The sequence below is a fragment of the Flavobacterium xylosi genome (assembly GCF_042787345.1).
In the GTDB taxonomy this organism is placed as follows: Bacteria; Bacteroidota; Bacteroidia; order Flavobacteriales; family Flavobacteriaceae; genus Flavobacterium; species Flavobacterium xylosi.
Genome location: NZ_JBHZPZ010000005.1, coordinates 65,126 through 84,054, shown reverse-complemented (window position 1 = coordinate 84,054; position 18,929 = coordinate 65,126). Strand labels below are relative to the sequence as shown.

General features: G+C 34.0%; 17 protein-coding genes. 8 read left to right on the top strand and 9 right to left on the bottom strand.

The window, feature by feature from the left end; translation table 11 throughout:
• Positions 1 to 205 precede the first annotated feature (205 nt).
• From ACFX5E_RS05640 to ACFX5E_RS05620, 5 genes are all read left to right on the top strand, one after another.
• Complete coding sequence (locus ACFX5E_RS05640; protein WP_379854209.1) at positions 206 to 475, top strand: helix-turn-helix domain-containing protein; 270 nt, start codon at positions 206 to 208, stop codon at positions 473 to 475.
• 260 nt (positions 476 to 735) lie between these two features.
• A complete protein-coding gene (locus ACFX5E_RS05635; protein ID WP_379854208.1) occupies positions 736 to 1,287 on the top strand; it encodes a hypothetical protein in 552 nt (183 codons plus the stop codon).
• A gap of 6 nt (positions 1,288 to 1,293) precedes the next feature.
• Positions 1,294 to 2,517, top strand: coding sequence for a DNA cytosine methyltransferase (gene dcm / locus ACFX5E_RS05630; RefSeq protein WP_379854207.1), 1,224 nt, complete (start codon positions 1,294 to 1,296; stop codon positions 2,515 to 2,517).
• A 74-nt stretch (positions 2,518 to 2,591) separates the two neighbouring features.
• Positions 2,592 to 3,839: a phospholipase D-like domain-containing protein gene (locus ACFX5E_RS05625; protein ID WP_379854205.1), complete on the top strand. Its 1,248-nt coding sequence runs from the start codon at positions 2,592 to 2,594 to the stop codon at positions 3,837 to 3,839.
• A gap of 38 nt (positions 3,840 to 3,877) precedes the next feature.
• Positions 3,878 to 4,309: a very short patch repair endonuclease gene (locus ACFX5E_RS05620; protein ID WP_379854204.1), complete on the top strand. Its 432-nt coding sequence runs from the start codon at positions 3,878 to 3,880 to the stop codon at positions 4,307 to 4,309.
• Positions 4,310 to 4,322: 13 nt separating this feature from the next.
• Here the strand turns inward: ACFX5E_RS05620 and ACFX5E_RS05615 are convergent, their stop codons facing one another.
• From ACFX5E_RS05615 to ACFX5E_RS05580, 8 genes are all read right to left on the bottom strand, one after another.
• The gene (locus tag ACFX5E_RS05615; RefSeq protein WP_379854203.1) at positions 4,323 to 5,924 is read right to left on the bottom strand and encodes a L,D-transpeptidase family protein; all 1,602 of its coding nucleotides are present in this window, start codon (positions 5,922 to 5,924) and stop codon (positions 4,323 to 4,325) included.
• A gap of 386 nt (positions 5,925 to 6,310) precedes the next feature.
• The gene (locus tag ACFX5E_RS05610; protein WP_379854202.1) at positions 6,311 to 8,356 is read right to left on the bottom strand and encodes a M13 family metallopeptidase; all 2,046 of its coding nucleotides are present in this window, start codon (positions 8,354 to 8,356) and stop codon (positions 6,311 to 6,313) included.
• A 139-nt stretch (positions 8,357 to 8,495) separates the two neighbouring features.
• Positions 8,496 to 8,621, bottom strand: coding sequence for a hypothetical protein (locus tag ACFX5E_RS05605; protein ID WP_379854201.1), 126 nt, complete (start codon positions 8,619 to 8,621; stop codon positions 8,496 to 8,498).
• Positions 8,622 to 8,827: 206 nt separating this feature from the next.
• Positions 8,828 to 9,235, bottom strand: a complete 408-nt coding sequence (locus ACFX5E_RS05600; RefSeq protein WP_379854200.1) for a cytochrome C — start codon at positions 9,233 to 9,235, stop codon at positions 8,828 to 8,830.
• 6 nt (positions 9,236 to 9,241) lie between these two features.
• Entirely contained in the window at positions 9,242 to 9,496 is a 255-nt protein-coding gene (locus tag ACFX5E_RS05595) for a hypothetical protein (protein ID WP_379854199.1), read from the bottom strand.
• A gap of 1 nt (position 9,497) precedes the next feature.
• A complete protein-coding gene (locus tag ACFX5E_RS05590) occupies positions 9,498 to 10,514 on the bottom strand; it encodes a cytochrome c (protein WP_379854198.1) in 1,017 nt (338 codons plus the stop codon).
• Positions 10,515 to 10,523: 9 nt separating this feature from the next.
• Entirely contained in the window at positions 10,524 to 12,653 is a 2,130-nt protein-coding gene (locus ACFX5E_RS05585; RefSeq protein WP_379854197.1) for a cbb3-type cytochrome c oxidase subunit I, read from the bottom strand.
• A gap of 338 nt (positions 12,654 to 12,991) precedes the next feature.
• A complete protein-coding gene (locus ACFX5E_RS05580; protein WP_379854196.1) occupies positions 12,992 to 14,596 on the bottom strand; it encodes a L,D-transpeptidase family protein in 1,605 nt (534 codons plus the stop codon).
• Positions 14,597 to 14,826: 230 nt separating this feature from the next.
• Here ACFX5E_RS05580 and ACFX5E_RS05575 point away from each other — a divergent pair, with 230 nt between their 5' ends.
• Positions 14,827 to 15,141: an HPF/RaiA family ribosome-associated protein gene (locus tag ACFX5E_RS05575; protein WP_379854195.1), complete on the top strand. Its 315-nt coding sequence runs from the start codon at positions 14,827 to 14,829 to the stop codon at positions 15,139 to 15,141.
• 104 nt (positions 15,142 to 15,245) lie between these two features.
• On the opposite strand, the gene ACFX5E_RS05570 is transcribed toward ACFX5E_RS05575, so the two are convergent.
• Positions 15,246 to 16,817 (bottom strand): L,D-transpeptidase family protein, encoded by a 1,572-nt coding sequence (locus ACFX5E_RS05570; protein ID WP_379854194.1) that lies wholly within the window; start codon positions 16,815 to 16,817, stop codon positions 15,246 to 15,248.
• 719 nt (positions 16,818 to 17,536) lie between these two features.
• On the opposite strand from ACFX5E_RS05570, the gene ACFX5E_RS05565 reads away from it, so the two are divergent.
• Positions 17,537 to 18,046 carry a nuclear transport factor 2 family protein gene (locus ACFX5E_RS05565; protein ID WP_379854193.1) on the top strand — a complete coding sequence of 170 codons (510 nt, stop codon included), beginning with the start codon at positions 17,537 to 17,539 and terminating at the stop codon, positions 18,044 to 18,046.
• A 171-nt stretch (positions 18,047 to 18,217) separates the two neighbouring features.
• Complete coding sequence (gene trmB, locus ACFX5E_RS05560; RefSeq protein ID WP_379854192.1) at positions 18,218 to 18,895, top strand: tRNA (guanosine(46)-N7)-methyltransferase TrmB; 678 nt, start codon at positions 18,218 to 18,220, stop codon at positions 18,893 to 18,895.
• The last annotated feature ends 34 nt before the right edge of the window (positions 18,896 to 18,929 follow it).

The following is an 18,929-nucleotide window of genomic DNA, read 5'->3' as shown; positions in this document are numbered from 1 at the left end:
CATAAAGGATTTTCGTTACAATCAGGGCTAGGGCATCAGATTACCCAGAAGATTGTCATTGCGAGGAGTTGCGAGGTACGCGGCAAAGCAATCCCATCACGAATTGATACCAACAAGAAATTCAAAAAACGCTATTCGAAAGAGTAGCGTTTTTTTTGTGGAAATAATTTACTTATCAAAAAATCAAGTTGAAAACTAAAAATTAATGAGGTCAATTGTAGGCGGGTCAATTGTAGGCGTAAAACTAATTTTATCAAATATGGAGATTAAAGAAAAATTCGGTCTAAAAGTAAAAGTATTAAGAGAAGAAAAAGGCTTCTCGATAGAGCAACTCGCTAATATTTCGAATGTTGACAGGAATTATATTTCTGATATCGAGAAAGGAAAAAGAAATGTTTCAATTGAAATAATAGAGAAAATAATTCTTGCGCTCGATACGGGTTTTAAAGATTTTTTTAGCGATAATAATTTTTAGCATTTATAAGTAAAGATGTTTATAAACTAAAAAAAATCTAATGAAAATATTTATTGTTTCTAAGAAATAACAAAATCTAATAATTAAAGAATGCTATATAGAACATTTAGTAGATATAATAAAAGTTAGTAGAACAACGATTTTTAAGATTGGAAAGGGAAAATTGAATTGTTTTTTAGATCATTTGTCTAAATTTTCATGGTAATTGGGGTTCGGATTGTCGCTTACATATAATAAAAACTAAATTTTACTGATTAACAATGAAAAATTTTATACTTAAAGTGTTATCAAATAGAGACTCGTTTCAATATGAAACAGTTAGCTATAAAGGAACAATAAAAATTCAGCAGGCAGTCTTAAGCAGTCTTAAACTTAATAATATAAACGAACTAAGAGATCTATACGAAGGAGTTGCGTTCATAGATAAATTTTCATTAAAAATTTTAAGCATTTTAGCATTAGAGACCTTTTTAAAACTTGAATTAATAGATTGGTCTATTGTAAATCCGAAAACTTATTCACCTTCTATTTTTATTTCTGGTAAAAGAGTTAATGTGATAATGTCTGAATATGGAGAATTCCCTGTTATTGATAAAATGAACGATGAGCCAGCAATAATAACAATAAAAAAAGGAACTAAAGATGTTTGGATATGCGGATTTGCCGACGTAACAACATTGAATTCTCATCAAAATGATGATTTTTTAAAAGGAAGTATGACAAAAAATATAGATTCAAAAACTACATTTATTGGCTTTGAACATTTAAAGTCATTTAAAAATATAGAAGAATTAGAAAGATTACTAAAATAAATGATAATGAAAGAGAAAATATCAATTAATGAATTCGATGCTAAAAAATTTAAAACTCGCTTTATTGAAGATGATGATAATAGAAAAGCAGTATTAACTCATTATTTGCATAATTATGATAATGGTGTCAAAGATCATTTTGAAGAAGAAGCAACTGAATATTTAAAACAAATTGTTGAATATAAAAATGAGGAAGAAAATCAAAATTTAGTTTCTGATCTAGCATTACAACAATTGTTATTTGAAGTAGAAAACGTTCCTTTTCCAACTCCAGAAAAATATACTTTCAAATTTATAGATCTTTTTGCTGGGATTGGAGGATTTAGAATTGCATTGCAAAATGTTGGAGGTAAATGCGTATTTACATCTGAATGGAATGCTGATTCACAAATAACATACAGAGCAAATTTTGGAGAAGTTCCATTTGGAGATATAACAAAAGAGAGAACTAAAAATTATATACCCGATAATTTTGATGTTTTGTGTGCAGGTTTTCCTTGCCAAGCTTTTTCAATAGCAGGAAATAGAAAAGGTTTTCAAGATACAAGAGGAACACTATTTTTTGATTTAGAAAAGATTATCGAAACTAAAAGGCCAAAAGTAGTTTTCCTTGAAAATGTAAAAAATCTTGTTTCACATGATAAAGGGAATACTTTTAAAGTCATATTGGAAATTTTAGAGGAAAAACTGGGTTACAAAACCTATACTAAAATTTTGAATTCTTCGACTCATGCAAATGTTCCTCAAAATAGAGAAAGGATTTTTATTGTGGCTTTTGATAAAGAGCAAGTAGCGAATCATGGAAATTTTAGATTTCCGCAACCAATACCTTTAACTAATACAATTCATGATATTTTAGAAAAAGGGAAGCAAGCAGATAATTTATATTATAGAAAAGATCATCAATATTATCCGGAACTTGAAAAGACTATGACTTCAAAAGATACTATTTATCAATGGAGAAGAGTCTATGTAAGAGAAAATAAAAGCCAAGTTTGTCCTACTCTAACAGCTAATATGGGAACAGGAGGCCATAACGTCCCTTTAATTTTGGATGATTATGGTATTAGGAAATTAACTCCTAAAGAATGTTTTGCATTTCAAGGATATCCGATGGATCAATATATTTTACCAAATGTTTCCAATAGTAAGTTGTATATGCAAGCAGGTAATTCGGTGACGACTACCTTGATTGAAAGAATTAGTAAAGAAATTATTAAAGTCCTTTAAAATGAGTGTTTGGGAACAATTTTCTAATGAACAACAAGAAGAGTACATAAAGTTTTTTACAGGTTTATGGAGCTTTGTCAAATTTGTTTCGTCAAAAACAAGGTGACTTAATTCCATATCTTGATTCTAAATTTCAAGAAACGGTTTTTGCTAAAATTTTCAAGAGTCAGAATGTTGATATTGGTAACACTCCTCATGACGTTTTATCAGTTTTTGGAGATGTTAGAATAGGTGTCGGTTTGAAAACTTGGATGGGAAGTAAACCATCATTTCAAAAAGTAATGCAACTCAAAAGGTATCAAAATGAAATCAACATACATCGTGATAACTTACATTCGTTAGCTTACAAGATTTCTGAAATTAAGAATGAAAGAATGAAAAGCGATTATAAACGCTTAGGATTATCAGACGATAAAAATATTTACCATTATGTAACCAGAGATAAAGGTGTATTCACTATAAATGAATGCGCTTATCCATTGATTGACATAAATAACCTTAAAAATCTTAGTGAAACCAGGTCAGCATTATCTTGGTCAGATGGAAATAAAGATTATAGGTACACTTTTGGAGATTCGCAGATACATCAAAAATTCGCTTCTAATAATTATAATTCATTAGTTCTGAATAGATTTGATGTAAAAATTATTGAAGATCCATTTGCGTTCCTATTGAAAGCGTATTTTGATATTATTGAAACTTCAAAAGCTATAGAACCAGATATAGTAGAAGCTTATTTACCCTTGTATTCATATGAATCGAAAGAAGTAGAAGAGAAATCTGGATTAAATGCTTGGAACGGTGCGCCTAAAAGTAAAGGCAGTAACGCTCCAAGGCCACTTAACGAAGTTTATATTCCAGTTCCAATAGAATTTCATAAAAAACATCCCGATTTTTTCACTGAAAATATACTAGAGTTTTTGAAAATTAGAAAAAGTTATGATGGAGCTAAAAATGAGAAACCTGAAATACGTTTCTATTTGCAATTACCAAATGGTAAAACGATTCCTTCTTTATTAACTGGTGATAATATGAAAAACTTTCAATCGGGAAGTAACACAGAACATGATGAAAATGGTAAAAGATACGGGCAATCTGCATTAGGTCAATGGTTATTAGTAGATGTTTTAGGATTAAAAGAACGTGAACCGGTAACTCGCGAATGGTTGCAAAAGAAAGGAACTGATTCTATTCGTTTATGGCGAAAAAAAGGGGATTATACAACAATCAATATTGACTTTGCACCTATTGGGTCTTTTGAGATGTTTATGAAGGATGTGCCAATTCCAATTGATGAAGAAGAGGCAACACCTTTTATTTAAAATTTATAAATTTACATGGAAAGTCAAATAATTATACCATGGATTGTTTCACTCCAGAACAACGTTCCAATAACATGCGTGCTATCAAAAGCACTGCAACAAAAGCTAAACTCACTTTAGCTAAAGCATTATGGAATTTAGGTTATAGATATAGAAAAAATAATAAAACAGTCTTTGGTAAACCAGACCTTACTTTCAAACAACTTAAAATTGCCATTTTTGTAGATTCAGAATTTTTTCATGGAAAAGATTGGGAAACCAGAAAAAAGCCTTTAACAAATCCTGAATACTGGATCAAGAAAATAGAACGAAACATGCAACGAGATATTGAAGTCAATAATTATCTAGAATCACAAAACTGGAAAGTGCTTCGTTTCTGGAGTGAACAAATAGAAAAAAATCTGGAGGATTGCGTGGCCAAAATCGAGTCTGAGATTATTTCGAGACAAAATCAAAAAAGCCAATTCTAACCGCTCATTAAACTCAATCGGTCAGCAACAATTCAGAGAGTCGGGAATCGTGGCCGTAGATGTCATTATAAAAATGAATCGTTCCATCGCGATCTACCCAAGCGGTAAAATAACCAATATAAACCGGGATTTTAGTTTTAAGGGTATAGGTTTTTTCTATACCGCGGTTCATGGCTGCGTCTATTTTTTCGGGAGTCCAGTTTTTGTCGTCCTTCAAAATGGCAACGGCCAAATCCCTCGCTCGCGCCACCCGAACGCAGCCGTGACTAAAAGCTCTTTGTTCCTCTTGAAACAAGGTTTTTGCAGGCGTATCATGCATATAAATGGAAAAGGAGTTTGGGAAAACGAACTTAACCAATCCAAGGGAGTTTTCCGGACCGGGGCGTTGCCTCACTTTATCACCAACCCATTCCATGTTGTGTTTTGCGAGATAATTTGCATTTTTGGCAATAGCCGGCAAAATCTCTTTTCTTAAAATACTTGAAGGGACGTTCCAATACGGGCTAAATACAATTTCACTCATTTCACCGCTAAAAACTACCGTTCTATTCAGTGATTTGCCCACAACCACTTTAGATTCCAGAGCGGGTTTTCCGTTTTTGAAATAAGTGAGCGCATAGGAAGGAATATTGACCATGATATACTGCTGTGTTTTTATCAAACTGGGAGAAATCCATCGGCAGCGTTCCATATTAGTCATAATAGTTTTTATCCGTTCATTGACCGAAATATTCATGTCCTTGATGTGTTTGGGCAGTAGTATGGGATCAGCAGTAAAAGCATTGCGTTCCTTGTAATGCAGCACTCCGGCCGAAAGTTCGTTGTCGTACCAATTTTTTTTAGAATCGGCATTCAAATCACCTGTTATATAAAGTCGGTTTCTGATTTGCAAAACCACATCAGCGGTATCTCCCGGTTTCAGCGATTTCGTTTTTTTAGGCCAAATAATGGAGCTCCAGCCTCCCTTTTTTTCAATATTCCGATAATTTTTCAAGGCCTCTTTTAACTGATAATACTGTCCCAAAAGGTCTTTGTCCCGCTTATTGATTAAACTGGGATCTTGTAACAACGAGTCCAGCCTATTGACATACGATTGTTTTTTTCGGGGAAGATACCAGCCCAATTCTTGCGTTTTCTCAATAGCTACGCCTTTATAAACTCTATTGAAATAGAAAAAATACAGCGAAGACATCAGCAGTTCTATCTCCAAATTTGATTCTTTCCTGTTGTCATAATCCTGGAAAATGGTTTGCATTTTTTCCTTGTACGGAACCCGGATTTTCAGCCCTTCCTGATCTAAATTGTTGATTTTACTGTACAATAAATCAGCAAACTCATTCAGCTCATTGCGGTCATACCAAAGGAATTGGTAATTGTGTTTCCGATATAGTTTGACCACTTCGGGTTTTAGGTATTTCAGTTTTGGGTATTTGGCAAAAAAAGGAGCAACCAATGTGCTGTCAAATGGTTCATGCAAGAAAAGAGTTGTCTTTTTGTAAATAAAGGAAAGAGCAGAAATATCAGCTTTAGTTTTACTTGCTTTAAGACTATAGGAATGCGCCAATATTAAATAGGAAGGAATGCAGAAAAACAATAGGACAAGTATACGTTTCATGTCAACAGATTTTATTTCTTTCAACTATAAATATACAAAAAAGACTTTTGTATTTGCCGGGTTGAAACGATAAAATACAATCTAAGATACTGAAATATAGTTTTTTGCATAAAAATCACCACTGTAAAGTACAACCGTGTGGAAACGAAAATTAGGTAGGATATTAAACACGAATTTCACGAATTTGCACAAACTAATTCGTGAAAATTGGTGAAATTGGTGTTTAACTTTTTAATATCAACTTGAAATTCAGTGTAAATCTGCTTAATCAGTGTTAGCTGTGTCCTATTTTTAACTTGGATCCAGACGGTAGAACAAAATAGGAGATTCTGTTATTTATAGAACGGCGTGGTAAGGAGTTCTTTTATTTAGAAAAGAAGTCTGAATTACCAGATTTTAACTCTTTTCTCTGGAGCGAGATATAGCGAATCCTTCGGTTTTATATTGAAAGCGGTATAAAACTCAGGGATATTGCGCACAACGCCGTTTATCCTGAATTTTGAGGGTGAGTGTGGGTCGTTTGCCACTTGGTTTCGTAATGACTCGTCGCGACTTTTAGTTAACCAAACTTGGCCCCAGCCTAGAAAAACACGTTGCTCCCCGGTAAAACCATCCAAAACAGGCGATTTTTTACCCCTAAGACTAATTTTATAGGCTTTTATAGCGATGGATAGTCCTCCTAAATCACCAATATTTTCTCCTTGAGTAAACTCTCCATTAACGTTGAGGTCAGGGAATACTTTAAAACCGTTATATTGGGCAACTAATGCTCCCGTTTTTTGTTTGAAGGCCGCTAAATCTTTTTTCGTCCACCAGTTGCGCAGGACTCCATTACCGTCAAAAGCGCTTCCTTTATCGTCAAACGCATGTCCGATTTCGTGCCCAATTACCGAGCCAATACCGCCGTAGTTTAAGGCATCATCTGCTTTTGGATCAAAGAAAGGCGGTTGTAAAATAGCGGCCGGAAATACAATTTCATTTAACAGAGGATTGTAAAATGCATTTACGGTTTGCGGTGTCGTTCTCCATTCGGACCTTTCAACAGGTTTGCCCAGTTTATTTAGGTATCGGTTGTATTCAAAGGCAGTAGCTTTTTGTAAATTCCCATACAAATCACCTTTTATCACTTTTAGTGTGGAATAATCTTTCCATTTGGCAGGGTAACCAATTTTTAAAGTAATTTTTGATAATTTATCAAATGCCTGTTTTTTGGTTTCCGGACTCATCCAATCCAAATTTTTGATGCTTTTTCCATAGGCTTCAAGTAGATTTTTAACTAAAACGGTTACTTGTGCTTTAGCTTCCGGTTGAAAATATTTTTCAACATATACTTTGCCTATAATTTCTCCAAGGTTGTTGTTTACCTTGTCTACACCTCTTCGCCATAGTGGTTTTTGTTTTTCAATACCCGAAAGCGCTTTGCCATAAAAATTGAAATTTTCATTATCTAAAGCCGTATTTAATGACATTGCCGATTCATGAATAACACCCCATTTTAGATAGGCTTTCCAAGTGTCTAATGGTGTTGTTTTTATAACATTGTTGAGCGATTTAATGTATTCTATTTGTGTGACAACAATGTTTTGCTGGTTGATAATTCCCGCATTATTCAACATGCCAGTCCAGTCAAAATCAGGCATTAACTGCTTTAAATTTTTGATAGCGTACTTGTTGTAAAGCTTTACCATATCACGGGTTTGTTCTTTTTTCATCTGTTGAGACGCTAACGTAGTTTCTAAAGCCATAATTTTTGGGGCGATTTCAGCGGGATTTGCTACTCCGCCCAGTTGCAATATGTTTTGGATGTGTATTACATATTTCTGTCTTATTTCTTTTGATTTGGCATCTTCAAGAAAATAATACTCTCTGTCCGGCATTCCGAGACCACTTTGCCAGGTATAAAGCATGTATTGTGTTGGATCTTTGAAATCTTCGATAACACCTATTGCAAATGGGGTGTTAATCCCCGTTTTATTAGCATAACCAAAATACTTCGCTAAATCAGTATAACTGGCAATGGCGTCAATTTTCTTGAATTCCGGAAGAAGTGGAGCAATTCCTATTTGGTCTCTTGTTATAGTATCCATAAAAGCGCCATAGAAGTCCCCAATTTTTTGTTCATTGGAACCAATGGTAAAACCGCCTTTGGCAGCATTCTCGATGATGGCTTGCACATCTTCCTGTGATTTGTCACGTAAGATTGACCAAATGCCATACCAAGGCTTGTCTGCTGGTATTTTAGCATTTTTTATCCAAGTACCGTTAACATAGGCATCAAAATTATCACCAGGCCTTACCGAAGTGTTCATGTTTTTGAGCGTTAAACCAGATAGTAATTTTTTGTCTGACTTAATTTTAGTGAACCCACCAAAAATCAGAATAGAACACAATAATAAAAAGAGAGTTCTAATAGAGGAGAATTTTAATTTCATAGTACTTATCTCTAAATTTTTAGAATATTAAAGATAATTAAAAACAAATGCAAAAAATTTAATACACTGTAAACTAGATTATTGACATTAAATAGGGGTTGATTTGCATGATTTTAAATACATGTCCCGTTCCAAGCTATTATTCAGCTACTAATGAAGCTAATTTTTCATCTTTATCATAGATGTCTTCATAGAAATGAATGTCCCCTTTGTCATCTACCCAAGTGGTAAAATAGCTGATGTAAATAGGAATCTTTTTTTTCAATTCCCCAAAGCGTTTTGGATGCTAGAACAGCACCCCATTTTAGATAGGCTTTCCAAGTGTCTAATGGTGTCGTTTTTATAATAGCATTGAGTAATTTAATACATCTGTTTCATTGTCGTCCGACAAAAGTGAATCTAGGATTGAATAGTAAGCTTTTCTGGCCGAAGTACTTATATAAAACGTGTTGCCAAAAATGATATTGTAAACTAAATTCCTCTTGTCATTTCAACCGTAAAATAATAAATAGCAAAACCAATAAAGCCAATAATTATTGCCCAAAACCAAGCAGGTGTTGACTGTGGTGTTTCACTTCCTTCAATCAAAAATTGTTTTTGATCCCCTTTCCCATATGCATTTATCATTATCGGAATTACACCATCAACAATATCATTTTCGGCAATACCTTCGACTGCTATTGATGGACCATTTCGAACAAAAAACGGAATTTTTCGGATGCCTTCTTTACCGTTTGGATCTTTGCTCACAATTTTCAAAACGTGATCGCCATCGACTAATTTCGTGGTATCTAATTCAAAATTTATGGGTACATAAAATTCACCAAATGGTTGGGTTTCTTCATCTAAAAATATAAAAACTGAACTGTTATTTTTCATTTTGATTTATTTAAAGATTGAATATTTAATATGATCTTTATTGTTTTCATTAGGTTTCCAGAGCCATTTTATAGAAAAAATGAGTGCAAAAAGCGCAATAGCCATAGTAATAACAATGCTAACATAATCCCAATTACTATCAGGTCCGGCACCGTGAACAATTCCCTTTAGAACTTTGGGTTGGTTTCGTTCGCAGACGGGACAAGCAAATGCTGCGATGTGGAAAACGAGGAGAGACAAAAATGGGATTGCTTTTTTCATTTTATTTATTTTCAGCCGAAACTTTAATTTTTATAAAATCCATTATTTTTTTTATTTCTTCGGGAGTAACTTCTTTGTCCTTGTTTCCCCATGAATTTCGTTCGTAATTGATGATTGCTGCCACATCGAATTCGGTGAAATTCATATTGGTTCCCACCGCAGCCATCACGCCATAATCGGCTCTGGCGTCGTAGCCATTCATAATAATATCGACATACAATTCTAAATTTTCACCCGTTACAACAGCACTTCCTTTCAACGGCGGAAAAGCGCCTTTCAAACCTTCGCCGTTGGCTTGATGACAGGCAACACAATTGGCTTCATAAAGTGCTTTTCCGTCAACGGTTTTATCTTTAAGTTTTGAACTGGGGATTTCGCCAACCGCTTTTTTGTATAAAAATTCTTGTGGAACAGTTCCAGTTGGTAAGGGGGTTTGTTTAAGTGATAGAATGTAAGCGACCAGTTGCAATGCTTCTTTCTTTGCGACCAATTTTCCGGCTTTACCATTCAAAAATTCCGCGGGCATACTTACTATTACATCATTTTTGGAAGGTTTTAATTTCATTTCAAAAAGCCATTTATAGGAAGGCATAATGGATTGTTTGACCACGCTTCGTGGTTGGTACAAGTGCATTAAATTCCAATCTTTACTGGCTTGACGGTTTCCGACATCAGTCAAATCTGGCCCCGTTCGTTCGGTTCCCATAAGCGTAGCGGTGTTTTGCCAAATACTGGTTCGACCAATGTTGGCATAATCGGAAGCCATTCCGGGACGACTTCCAAACATTTTATCCATTTCTACATTTCGAACTTGTTGTGAGTGACAGCCTACACAACCCTCGGCGATATAAATAAGTTTTCCTGCTTTGGCATCGCCACTAAGCGGTTTTGTTCCGGGCAAAGGCAAGTTAGAATATTGGTTTTGAAACGCTGGCACAATTACAGTCAAATAGGTTAGCAACGCAAACAAAAGTCCTGCTGTGATGTATAATCTTTTATGATTGTTGAAAATATTCATAGCTATAAATTAGGTTGTTTGTTGTTCTAAAATTTTGAACGCTTCTTCTTTTACATCCACTTCTTCGAGTTCTTTTGTGGTCATTCGATAAAAATTATATGCGAAAATTAAATGCGAGATAAACATCAAACTTCCACCTATAGCACGCCAAACCCAAAAGTCAAACATTAGCACGACACTGTCGATAAATGGTTTTCCTTCCATCCACATCAAACCTCGCAAAGTGGCGCCAATAGATAATGGAACGGAATAAAACAACAATCCTATAAATGCCAGCCAAAAATGTACACCAACTAAATGTTGAGGTGGTTCTTTTCCTGTAAGTCTGGGAACCACTACATATATGCCACCCCAGAGGGTAAAAGTTATTATTCCGTAAAATCCTAAATGGGCATGAGCAACTGTAAAATCGGTGAAATGCCAAAGTAAATTAGTAAATTTAAAAGCTTCGGCTGTTCCTTGCATTGAAACCAAAAAATAATAAATAACGGCAAGGAGAAAGAATGGTAAGGTGTAGCTTGTGGTTACTTTGTGCCAATTTCCTTTAAAAGTCATCGAAAAATTTATAGTTCCAGCAACAACTGGAATAATCATTCCGGCACTTCCGACTATAGCAACCGTTTGCAACCACCAAGCAATTGGCGCAAAAACAAAATGATGCGTTCCTATTATAGTATAGAAAATGATTTGTGTCCAAAAGGCTAAAATCCCTAAACTGTAGGCGTAAATGGGTTTGTTAATTTGCTGCGGAATAAAGTAATACAATAACCCTAAAGTATAGAGTGTAAACCACATTCCCACACCTGAATGCATAAAATAACCTTGAACAATAGTTTCGGAAACGCCATCTTGCCAAAACGGTAGGTAAGCAGTTAACGCTACAATTATGGTAAAAATTATTGCAGAAACAATGTACCAATTTGAAATATAAATTTCTTTAGTTGTTCGATTGGCAACCGTCATTATAAAGTTGGCTAACGTTAAAATTAATGCTACGGCAAAAAACGCCATCACTGGCCAAATGTATTCTCGGAATTCACCACCTCCGTTATTTATTCCAGACATCAAGCAGATTGTACCCAGAATTACCATTAAATTGGTCAATACTAGTGCAATCCAACCCCATTTTATGCTGTAAATTTTGGCATTACTAACTATTGGCACCACATAATATCCTAAACCTATCATTCCTATTGATGCCCAACCCCAAAAAACGATGTTGGTATGAACAGGACGCAATCTTCCGAAACTCAACCAACTGGTGTGATCGATATCTGGAGCGACAAATTTTATTCCTAAATATTCGCCAATTCCAGTTCCAACAACCAACCAAAAAGTGGCACAACCAAAATACCATATAATTAGTTTGGCAATATTGGGTTCCAGACTTGGTTTTCGAACAGCTTTCTTTTTTAGAGAGGTAAAATGTGTTTCATGTTTTTCTCGAATATTGTTTAGTATTCCAATTTTGTCCTCAGCCTTTTCGGTTCCTGAAAGTTCGTTATTCGATAAATTAAAATCCAACGCATTTTCTCTTTTTACTAAATTTTCTTCTATTTCCTGATTATCTAATGCTTCAATATGCGCAGCAAATTCTTGTGCTTCAGCTATTTTTCCTTTATTAATATAGGTTTTAACAGCATTGTTCGCTTTTACCATTGCAAAAATAACAGCTAGTAAAATCGGAATTAAAACGATGATTACAGTGATAATAATTCCAGGTTGGCTAAAAAAATTATCTTTTGGATTACTCGGATTTTGTGCAAAAAGATTAGCTGAAAAAAATAAAAACGCAATTGTTTTTATGATTTTAGAATTATTGTCTTTCAGCTTTTTGGAGTTTTTCAGATTTATAAATTTATGAATTTGATTTTTACTTAAATTTTTCAAATAGTCAGAAAAGTGGGTTTCGTTGTTCAATTTTTTCCATTCCTCATTTTCTGTAACTTGGTCTTTGAATTTGAGATATAACACGCCAATGAAAACAACAGCTGGCACAACAATAATAATTAGTAATAACCACAATCCCAACGAATTGTTGTTGTTAGAAATGATATTATCAGCTCTTTGAGCAAAAAGTGATTTTGAAACCGTAAATGCTAATAGGAATGCAAGAATTAATTTTTTGTCTAATTTCATTTTATTGATTTTTATTCATTAGTGTCCGACTAAATTAATTTACTATCTAAATTTGTTTGTAATCATCTCGCAAAGCTGCCTTGTTTTACGTTTTCATTCTTTGCGCCTTCGCATCTATGCGAAAATTAGTGAACGCACCAAAAATCAGAATAGAACACAATAATAAAAAAAGAGTTCTAAAAGAGGAGCGTTAGAAATTCATAGTACTTATCTTTAAGATTTTAGTATATTAAAGATAGTTAAAAAACAAATGAAAATAATTTAATGCGCTGTAAATTGGATTATTGACAATAAACGGGGGTTGATTTGCATGATTTCAATAAATATCTCGTCACAATCTATTCCTCGGATACTAAAGAAGCTAATTTTTCGTCTTTGTTGTAAATATCCTCATAAAAATGAATGTTTCCTTTGTCATCTACCCAAGTGGTAAAATAGCCGATGTAAATGGGAATCTTATTTTTTAGCCTATAAGTGGTTTCTTTCTCCCCTTTCATGGCGTCGGCTATACGCTCTACGGGCCATTGAGGGTCTTTTTTTAATAGCAATTGGGCTAAGTCCTTGCCCTTGTCCATATTGATGCAGCCGTGGCTTAAGGCACGGTAGTTGAATTCAAATAAACTTTTGGATGGGGTGTCGTGTAAATAAATATCATTAGAATTCGGAAACATAAATTTAACCAGTCCCATTGGATTTTTTCCTCCAGGTTTTTGTCTGACTTTGCCCTTGTTTGATTCCATGTTATGCTTAGCCAAATAGTCTTTGTCTGCAAAAAGTGCTATTGATAATTCGTTTTCGACAATGCTTTGGGGAATATTCCAATACGGGCTAAAAACAATTGAAGTGATGTAACTGCTGAAAACCACTGTCTCCGTTATGTTTTTACCTACCAACAAATTGGACTCTAATTCTTTCTTTCCATTTTTAATATAAATCAGTTGGAATGCAGGAATATTTATAAATATAACTTCATTGGCATTTGTCAACTCAGGATCAATCCATCGGCAACGTTCCATATTTACCGTAATCGATTGAATGTATTTTTGGATCGGTAAATTCATTCGTTGAACTTGCCAATTGGTAATCAGATAATTCGGTTGATAGCCATTCCGTTTTTTGTAATTCAATATTCCGGCCATTAACTCATTATCGTACACATTACTTTTGGAATCCTGTTTTAAATCTCCAGTAACAGTAAGTCGCTGTCTAATTTGGCCTATGGTTTTTGAGCTGTCGCTGGGTTTGTATAATTTTACAGCAGTGTCTGTGGCTATGGGATTCCAGGTGCCGTTTTTTTCTATTTGGCGGTATGTTTTTAAAAAGTCGCGGAGTTTATAATATTGTCCCAACATGTTTTTGTTGTTTTGGTTCAATGAATGGGGATTAGCTAACAAGGAATCCAGTAAATTCTCATAATAGCGATTTTTCGTTGGTAAAAACCATCCAATTTCCATGATTTTTTGAGTGTCAATTCCAAAGAACACTTTTTTGGCATAAAACACATACATAGAGGACAGCAGTAGTTCTGTATCGGTTTCGGATAGATTCGCTGCTATAGATTTTGTGTCGAATATTCCGTCAATTTTATCTTCACAGGGAAAGTTAGAGTCAATACCTTCTTGCTCCAATTGATTAACTTCAGCATATAACATACGGGCTAATTCAATTATTTTCTTGTCCTCGTACCAAATGGATTTGTAATTCCGTTTTTTGTATACAGCCGTAACATCAGATTGGTATTTTTTTAATTCGGGAAATTTAGTAAAGAAGCCAGTAATTATGTCCTTGTTGACAGTGATTCCGGGTTTTCCAAGAGTGTATTCCTGAATATTTTTGGCAATAGAAAATACTTTAACCGTTAGATTCTCATTGCGGTTATGGTAAATTGTAGTAACTGACACTCCACATACAATTACTACGATGGATAAAACATATTTTCTCATAGTACAATTATATATATAAAGGTAAAAAAATATATACTCAGTATAAAGTATATCCCCAATTGTTTGTCTTTTTTAAGAATATATTAATAAATGAATAGGGACTGCCACTGCCTGATTATTAGGTTTTATGCTATAAATAGGGTTTTTGATTTCACAAGGTTTTACTAATTACTATTGTTTTTACCGCACTATGGTTAAATTTGAGAATCAATACTAAACATAAAATAAATATGAAAATTCAAATCAACACGGACAAAAATATTGAAGGACACGAACGATTGGAAGCTTATTTTTCTGCCGAATTGGAAAAAGTACTGGCTCGTTTTGAAGATAAAATCACTCGTCTTGAAGTGCATCTTGGAGATGAGAATAGTGATAAGACGGGTCTTAATGACAAACGATGTCTTATAGAAGTTCGTGCCGCAAATATGCAGCCTATAGTAGTCACCAATCATGCTGATACTACTGAGAAAGCTTTTCAAGGTTCGTTAGAGAAGATGAAAAAAGTATTGGGGACCACTTTTGATAAAATGAAAGCACACTAAAGAATTCCCTTTTTGGAAGCCATAAAAAAAATGACATTATCTCTTAAAAAAGATAGTGTCATTTTTTCGTGGAATATTAATTTTTTACGATTTCAACAGAGCGTCTATTTCGCGAATATCAGGGAAGCTAATCGTTCGTCTCTATTGTAGATATCTTCATAAAAATGAATGATTCCTTTGTCATCTACCCAAGAAGTGAAATAACCAATATAAACCGGGATTTTGTTTTTGAGTGTATACATGGTCTCCGTGTCACTATTCATCGCGGCATCAATCTTTTCAGGAGTCCAGTTTGGATCATTTTTTAAAATGATATTCGCCAAGTCTTTTGGTTTAGCAACTCGGATGCAACCATGACTAAATGCTCGGTCTTCGCTGTTGAATAAACTTTTGGAGGGTGTATCGTGCAAATAAATATTATTGGAATTTGGAAACAAAAATTTCACTTTACCCAAAGAATTATCACCTCCTGGTTTTTGTCTCACATCTTTGCCGTTCCATTCCATATTGTTTTCAGCTAAATAGTTTTCGTTTTCTTCAATCGCAGGAAGTATCTCTTTTTTCAAAATACTCGTCGGTACATTCCAATACGGACTAAAGGCTATAAATTTCATTACAGCACTAAAGACTACCGTTTTGTTTAAGGCTTTTCCAACTACGACTTTAGAACGTAACTCCGGTTTTCCATTGTTGAAATAAGTTAGCTCATAAGCAGGGATATTGACAACTATATATTCAGGTGATTTAGTGATGTCATTGGAAATCCATCGACAGCGTTCCATATTAACCGTAATTGTTTTGATGCGCTGCGCAACAGAAACATTCATGTCTTTGATGTGTGCTGGCAAAATAATTTTATCTGGAGTGTTGCCACTTCTCATTTTGTATTTCAAAATTCCATCAGCTAATGCATCATCATAAACTGTACTTTTTGAATCTCTTGAGATATCGCCCGTAACGAATAAACGTTGTCTGATTTGTGCAATTATTTTAGAATTGTCACCCGGTTTATACGATTTTACATTTGGATCAATGGCTATGGTTTTCCACCCGCCCTTTTTTTCTATTTCACGGTATTTTTGCAACACGTCTTTAAGAAGGTAATATTGACTTAAGACACCTTTCTCATCTTTGTTAATTAAGTTAGGTTCGATTAAAAGTGAATCCAGATAACTAACATAGGATTGTTTTTTTCTTGGAAGATACCATTCAAGATCCTTCATTTTATTGGCAGATATACCGTGAAATACTTTGTCAGCATAAAAAAAGTAAAGAGAAGAACTTAGCAGTTCCGTATCAACATCCGGCTTTTGATCATTATCTGGATCTTCGTAGATATCGGCCAGTTGTTTTTTATAAGGAACATCGACCTGCACACCTTCTTCTTCAAGATTATTAATCTTGTCATATAATAGATTACCAAAATCGTTAATTCCGTTATCATCATACCAAACATAATGAAATCGATGTTTGCGATATAACTTCTCCACATCGGCTTGGTATTTTTGTAGTTTTGGATGATTAACAAAAAATGTTTTTACCAAAGTACTGTCAAAAGGAGTTTCAAGAGAGATTTTGCTTTCTTCGACTTCTTTTTTTTCCTGCTTTTTACAGGAAACCGTTAAAAACAAAAATGTCATAACAATAATTATAATTGGGAATGGTAACTTTCTCATAGGTTAAACTTTAAAGCGTAATAATTCATTTAGGGCGATACAAAAGTACGTGAAATCAAGTGTTGAAATACCTGTTTTGAAAGGAGAGCATTTTTTGGACTGTATGCACTGTTTTTGTTTTTTGTTTGAAAATCAATAGAAAAATGCAAGTAACTACTTGTTTATCAATTATTTGAATTTTATATTTATTTTTTAATTCGAAAATTTTTGTCTGATAAATGTTTGTAAATCCAAAAATTATGAAATAAATAGACTGTAAAATGTAAAATAGTGGCCGCTGTGCACTTGTGTTGAAAATTCAAACCTTCTAAAGGAAAAAGTATGGCGGTATAACCGTGTTCCCAATAGTAAAATAAAAACCAAGCAGGTTACTGATTGTGCAGGTTCGCGTTGTTTTGGTACGGCAATAGCTGAAAAAATATAACCGAATTATTACTAATTGAAGCGAATTAATTTCTAAGAAATAACAAAATTTAGGTTTAAAAATACGGCTCAATCGGAAGGAGTTGCCAAGAATGCGAAAGCCGGTTTGTGCGCTCGAAAGCAGTATTCTAACCAGTTTTGGTATTATTAATTCCATAACCTAATGTTTTTAGCTACCTTTATTTTAAATCGTAAAGGAGTACGCATGAATTTTTTATTGCATTTAATGGCCATTGACGTATATCGAAAAATAAAAATCAGGTGAAATAAAAACCATAAATAAATACCTAAAACAAATGAAAAAAATACTGGCTGTCCTTATGGTTTTAATTTTATCCGGATGCAAAAGCATGATGGAGAAGCAAACAATTTTAAAAGAAAACATCAATTCAACCCTTGATGCCTGGCATAATGCGGCTGCCGAAGCGAATTATAACGATTATTTTAATTTAATGTCAGAGGATGCTATTTTTATTGGCACTGATGCCACAGAAAATTGGAATAAAACGGAATTTCAGGCTTTCGCCAAGCCTTTTTTTGATAAAGGAAAAGCATGGAATTTTACAGCAGTAGAGCGTCATGTTTATTTTGATGAAACGGGGAGAACAGCTTGGTTTGACGAATTGTTGAATACCCAAATGAAGATTTGCCGGGGTTCAGGCGTTTTGGTAAAAATAGGTGCCGAATGGAAAATAAAACACTATGTTTTGTCTATGACCATACCAAATGATAATACAAACGAGGTGGTGAAAATAAAAACACCGATCGAAGAAGCCTTTTTGAAAAAAAGGCAAGGCAATAAATAAGTGTACAGTCACAAGATTTCTTAAAAGTCGATTGAACTGTCTGATAAAGGTGTTGGATTATTTTTTTTGGAATAAAAAAATAGTCTAATAAATGGGTCTTTATTAATTTTTCTTCGCTACGGCTTTCGGTCTTATATAATTCATTAATTTTGCCGAAATATTTATAAAAGCGTGGGAAGTAAAAATAAACTAAAGAGATTCAAGGAAAACGAAACATTCGAAAACGTTTTTCAACCAACAAGAGAAGAAGTAGTGGGTGATTTGTTTCCGCTTAAAGGGAAATGGAATGCTGAATTTTTCAAAAACGATAATCCATTGGTGTTGGAATTGGGTTGTGGAAAAGGGGAATATTCCGTGGGTCTTGCTGAAAGATATCCTAATAAAAACTTTGTAGGGATTGATATCAAAGGAGCGCGTTTTTGGCGTGGTGCCAAAACAGCCGTTGAAACAGGTTTGCATAATGTAGCCTTCATTCGAACTCAAATCGAATTAATCAACCATATTTTTGCCGAAAATGAAGTGGATGAAATTTGGATTACGTTTCCAGATCCGCAAATAAAATACAAACGAACAAAACACAGAATGACCAATTCCGAGTTTTTGCAGTTGTATAAAAAAGTACTCAAAAAAGACGGTGTTGTAAACCTTAAAACCGATAGCGAATTCATGCATGGTTATACACTTGGTTTGCTTCACGGTGAAGGACACGAGGTTTTGTATGCCAATCATAATGTATACGTAAATGAAGGAAGTCCGGAGGAAGTAACTGCTTTTCAGACTTTTTACGAAAAACAATATTTGGAAGTTAACAAAGCAATTACGTATATTCGATTTAAAATTAAAGAATAGTTTTATTTTTTTACCTGAATTTTTTGTCTTTTTT

Coding starts and splice junctions, on each gene's coding strand:
- ACFX5E_RS05575 (WP_379854195.1), top strand. CDS start 14,827: ATGAAAATTCAAATCAACACGGACAAAAATATTGAAGGACACGAACGA.
- ACFX5E_RS05600 (WP_379854200.1), bottom strand. CDS start 9,235: ATGAAAAATAACAGTTCAGTTTTTATATTTTTAGATGAAGAAACCCAA.
- ACFX5E_RS05640 (WP_379854209.1), top strand. CDS start 206: ATGAGGTCAATTGTAGGCGGGTCAATTGTAGGCGTAAAACTAATTTTA.
- ACFX5E_RS05585 (WP_379854197.1), bottom strand. CDS start 12,653: ATGAAATTAGACAAAAAATTAATTCTTGCATTCCTATTAGCATTTACG.
- ACFX5E_RS05595 (WP_379854199.1), bottom strand. CDS start 9,496: ATGAAAAAAGCAATCCCATTTTTGTCTCTCCTCGTTTTCCACATCGCA.
- ACFX5E_RS05580 (WP_379854196.1), bottom strand. CDS start 14,596: ATGAGAAAATATGTTTTATCCATCGTAGTAATTGTATGTGGAGTGTCA.
- ACFX5E_RS05635 (WP_379854208.1), top strand. CDS start 736: ATGAAAAATTTTATACTTAAAGTGTTATCAAATAGAGACTCGTTTCAA.
- ACFX5E_RS05590 (WP_379854198.1), bottom strand. CDS start 10,514: ATGAATATTTTCAACAATCATAAAAGATTATACATCACAGCAGGACTT.
- dcm (WP_379854207.1), top strand. CDS start 1,294: ATGAAAGAGAAAATATCAATTAATGAATTCGATGCTAAAAAATTTAAA.
- ACFX5E_RS05620 (WP_379854204.1), top strand. CDS start 3,878: ATGGATTGTTTCACTCCAGAACAACGTTCCAATAACATGCGTGCTATC.
- ACFX5E_RS05610 (WP_379854202.1), bottom strand. CDS start 8,356: ATGAAATTAAAATTCTCCTCTATTAGAACTCTCTTTTTATTATTGTGT.
- ACFX5E_RS05565 (WP_379854193.1), top strand. CDS start 17,537: ATGAAAAAAATACTGGCTGTCCTTATGGTTTTAATTTTATCCGGATGC.
- ACFX5E_RS05615 (WP_379854203.1), bottom strand. CDS start 5,924: ATGAAACGTATACTTGTCCTATTGTTTTTCTGCATTCCTTCCTATTTA.
- ACFX5E_RS05570 (WP_379854194.1), bottom strand. CDS start 16,817: ATGAGAAAGTTACCATTCCCAATTATAATTATTGTTATGACATTTTTG.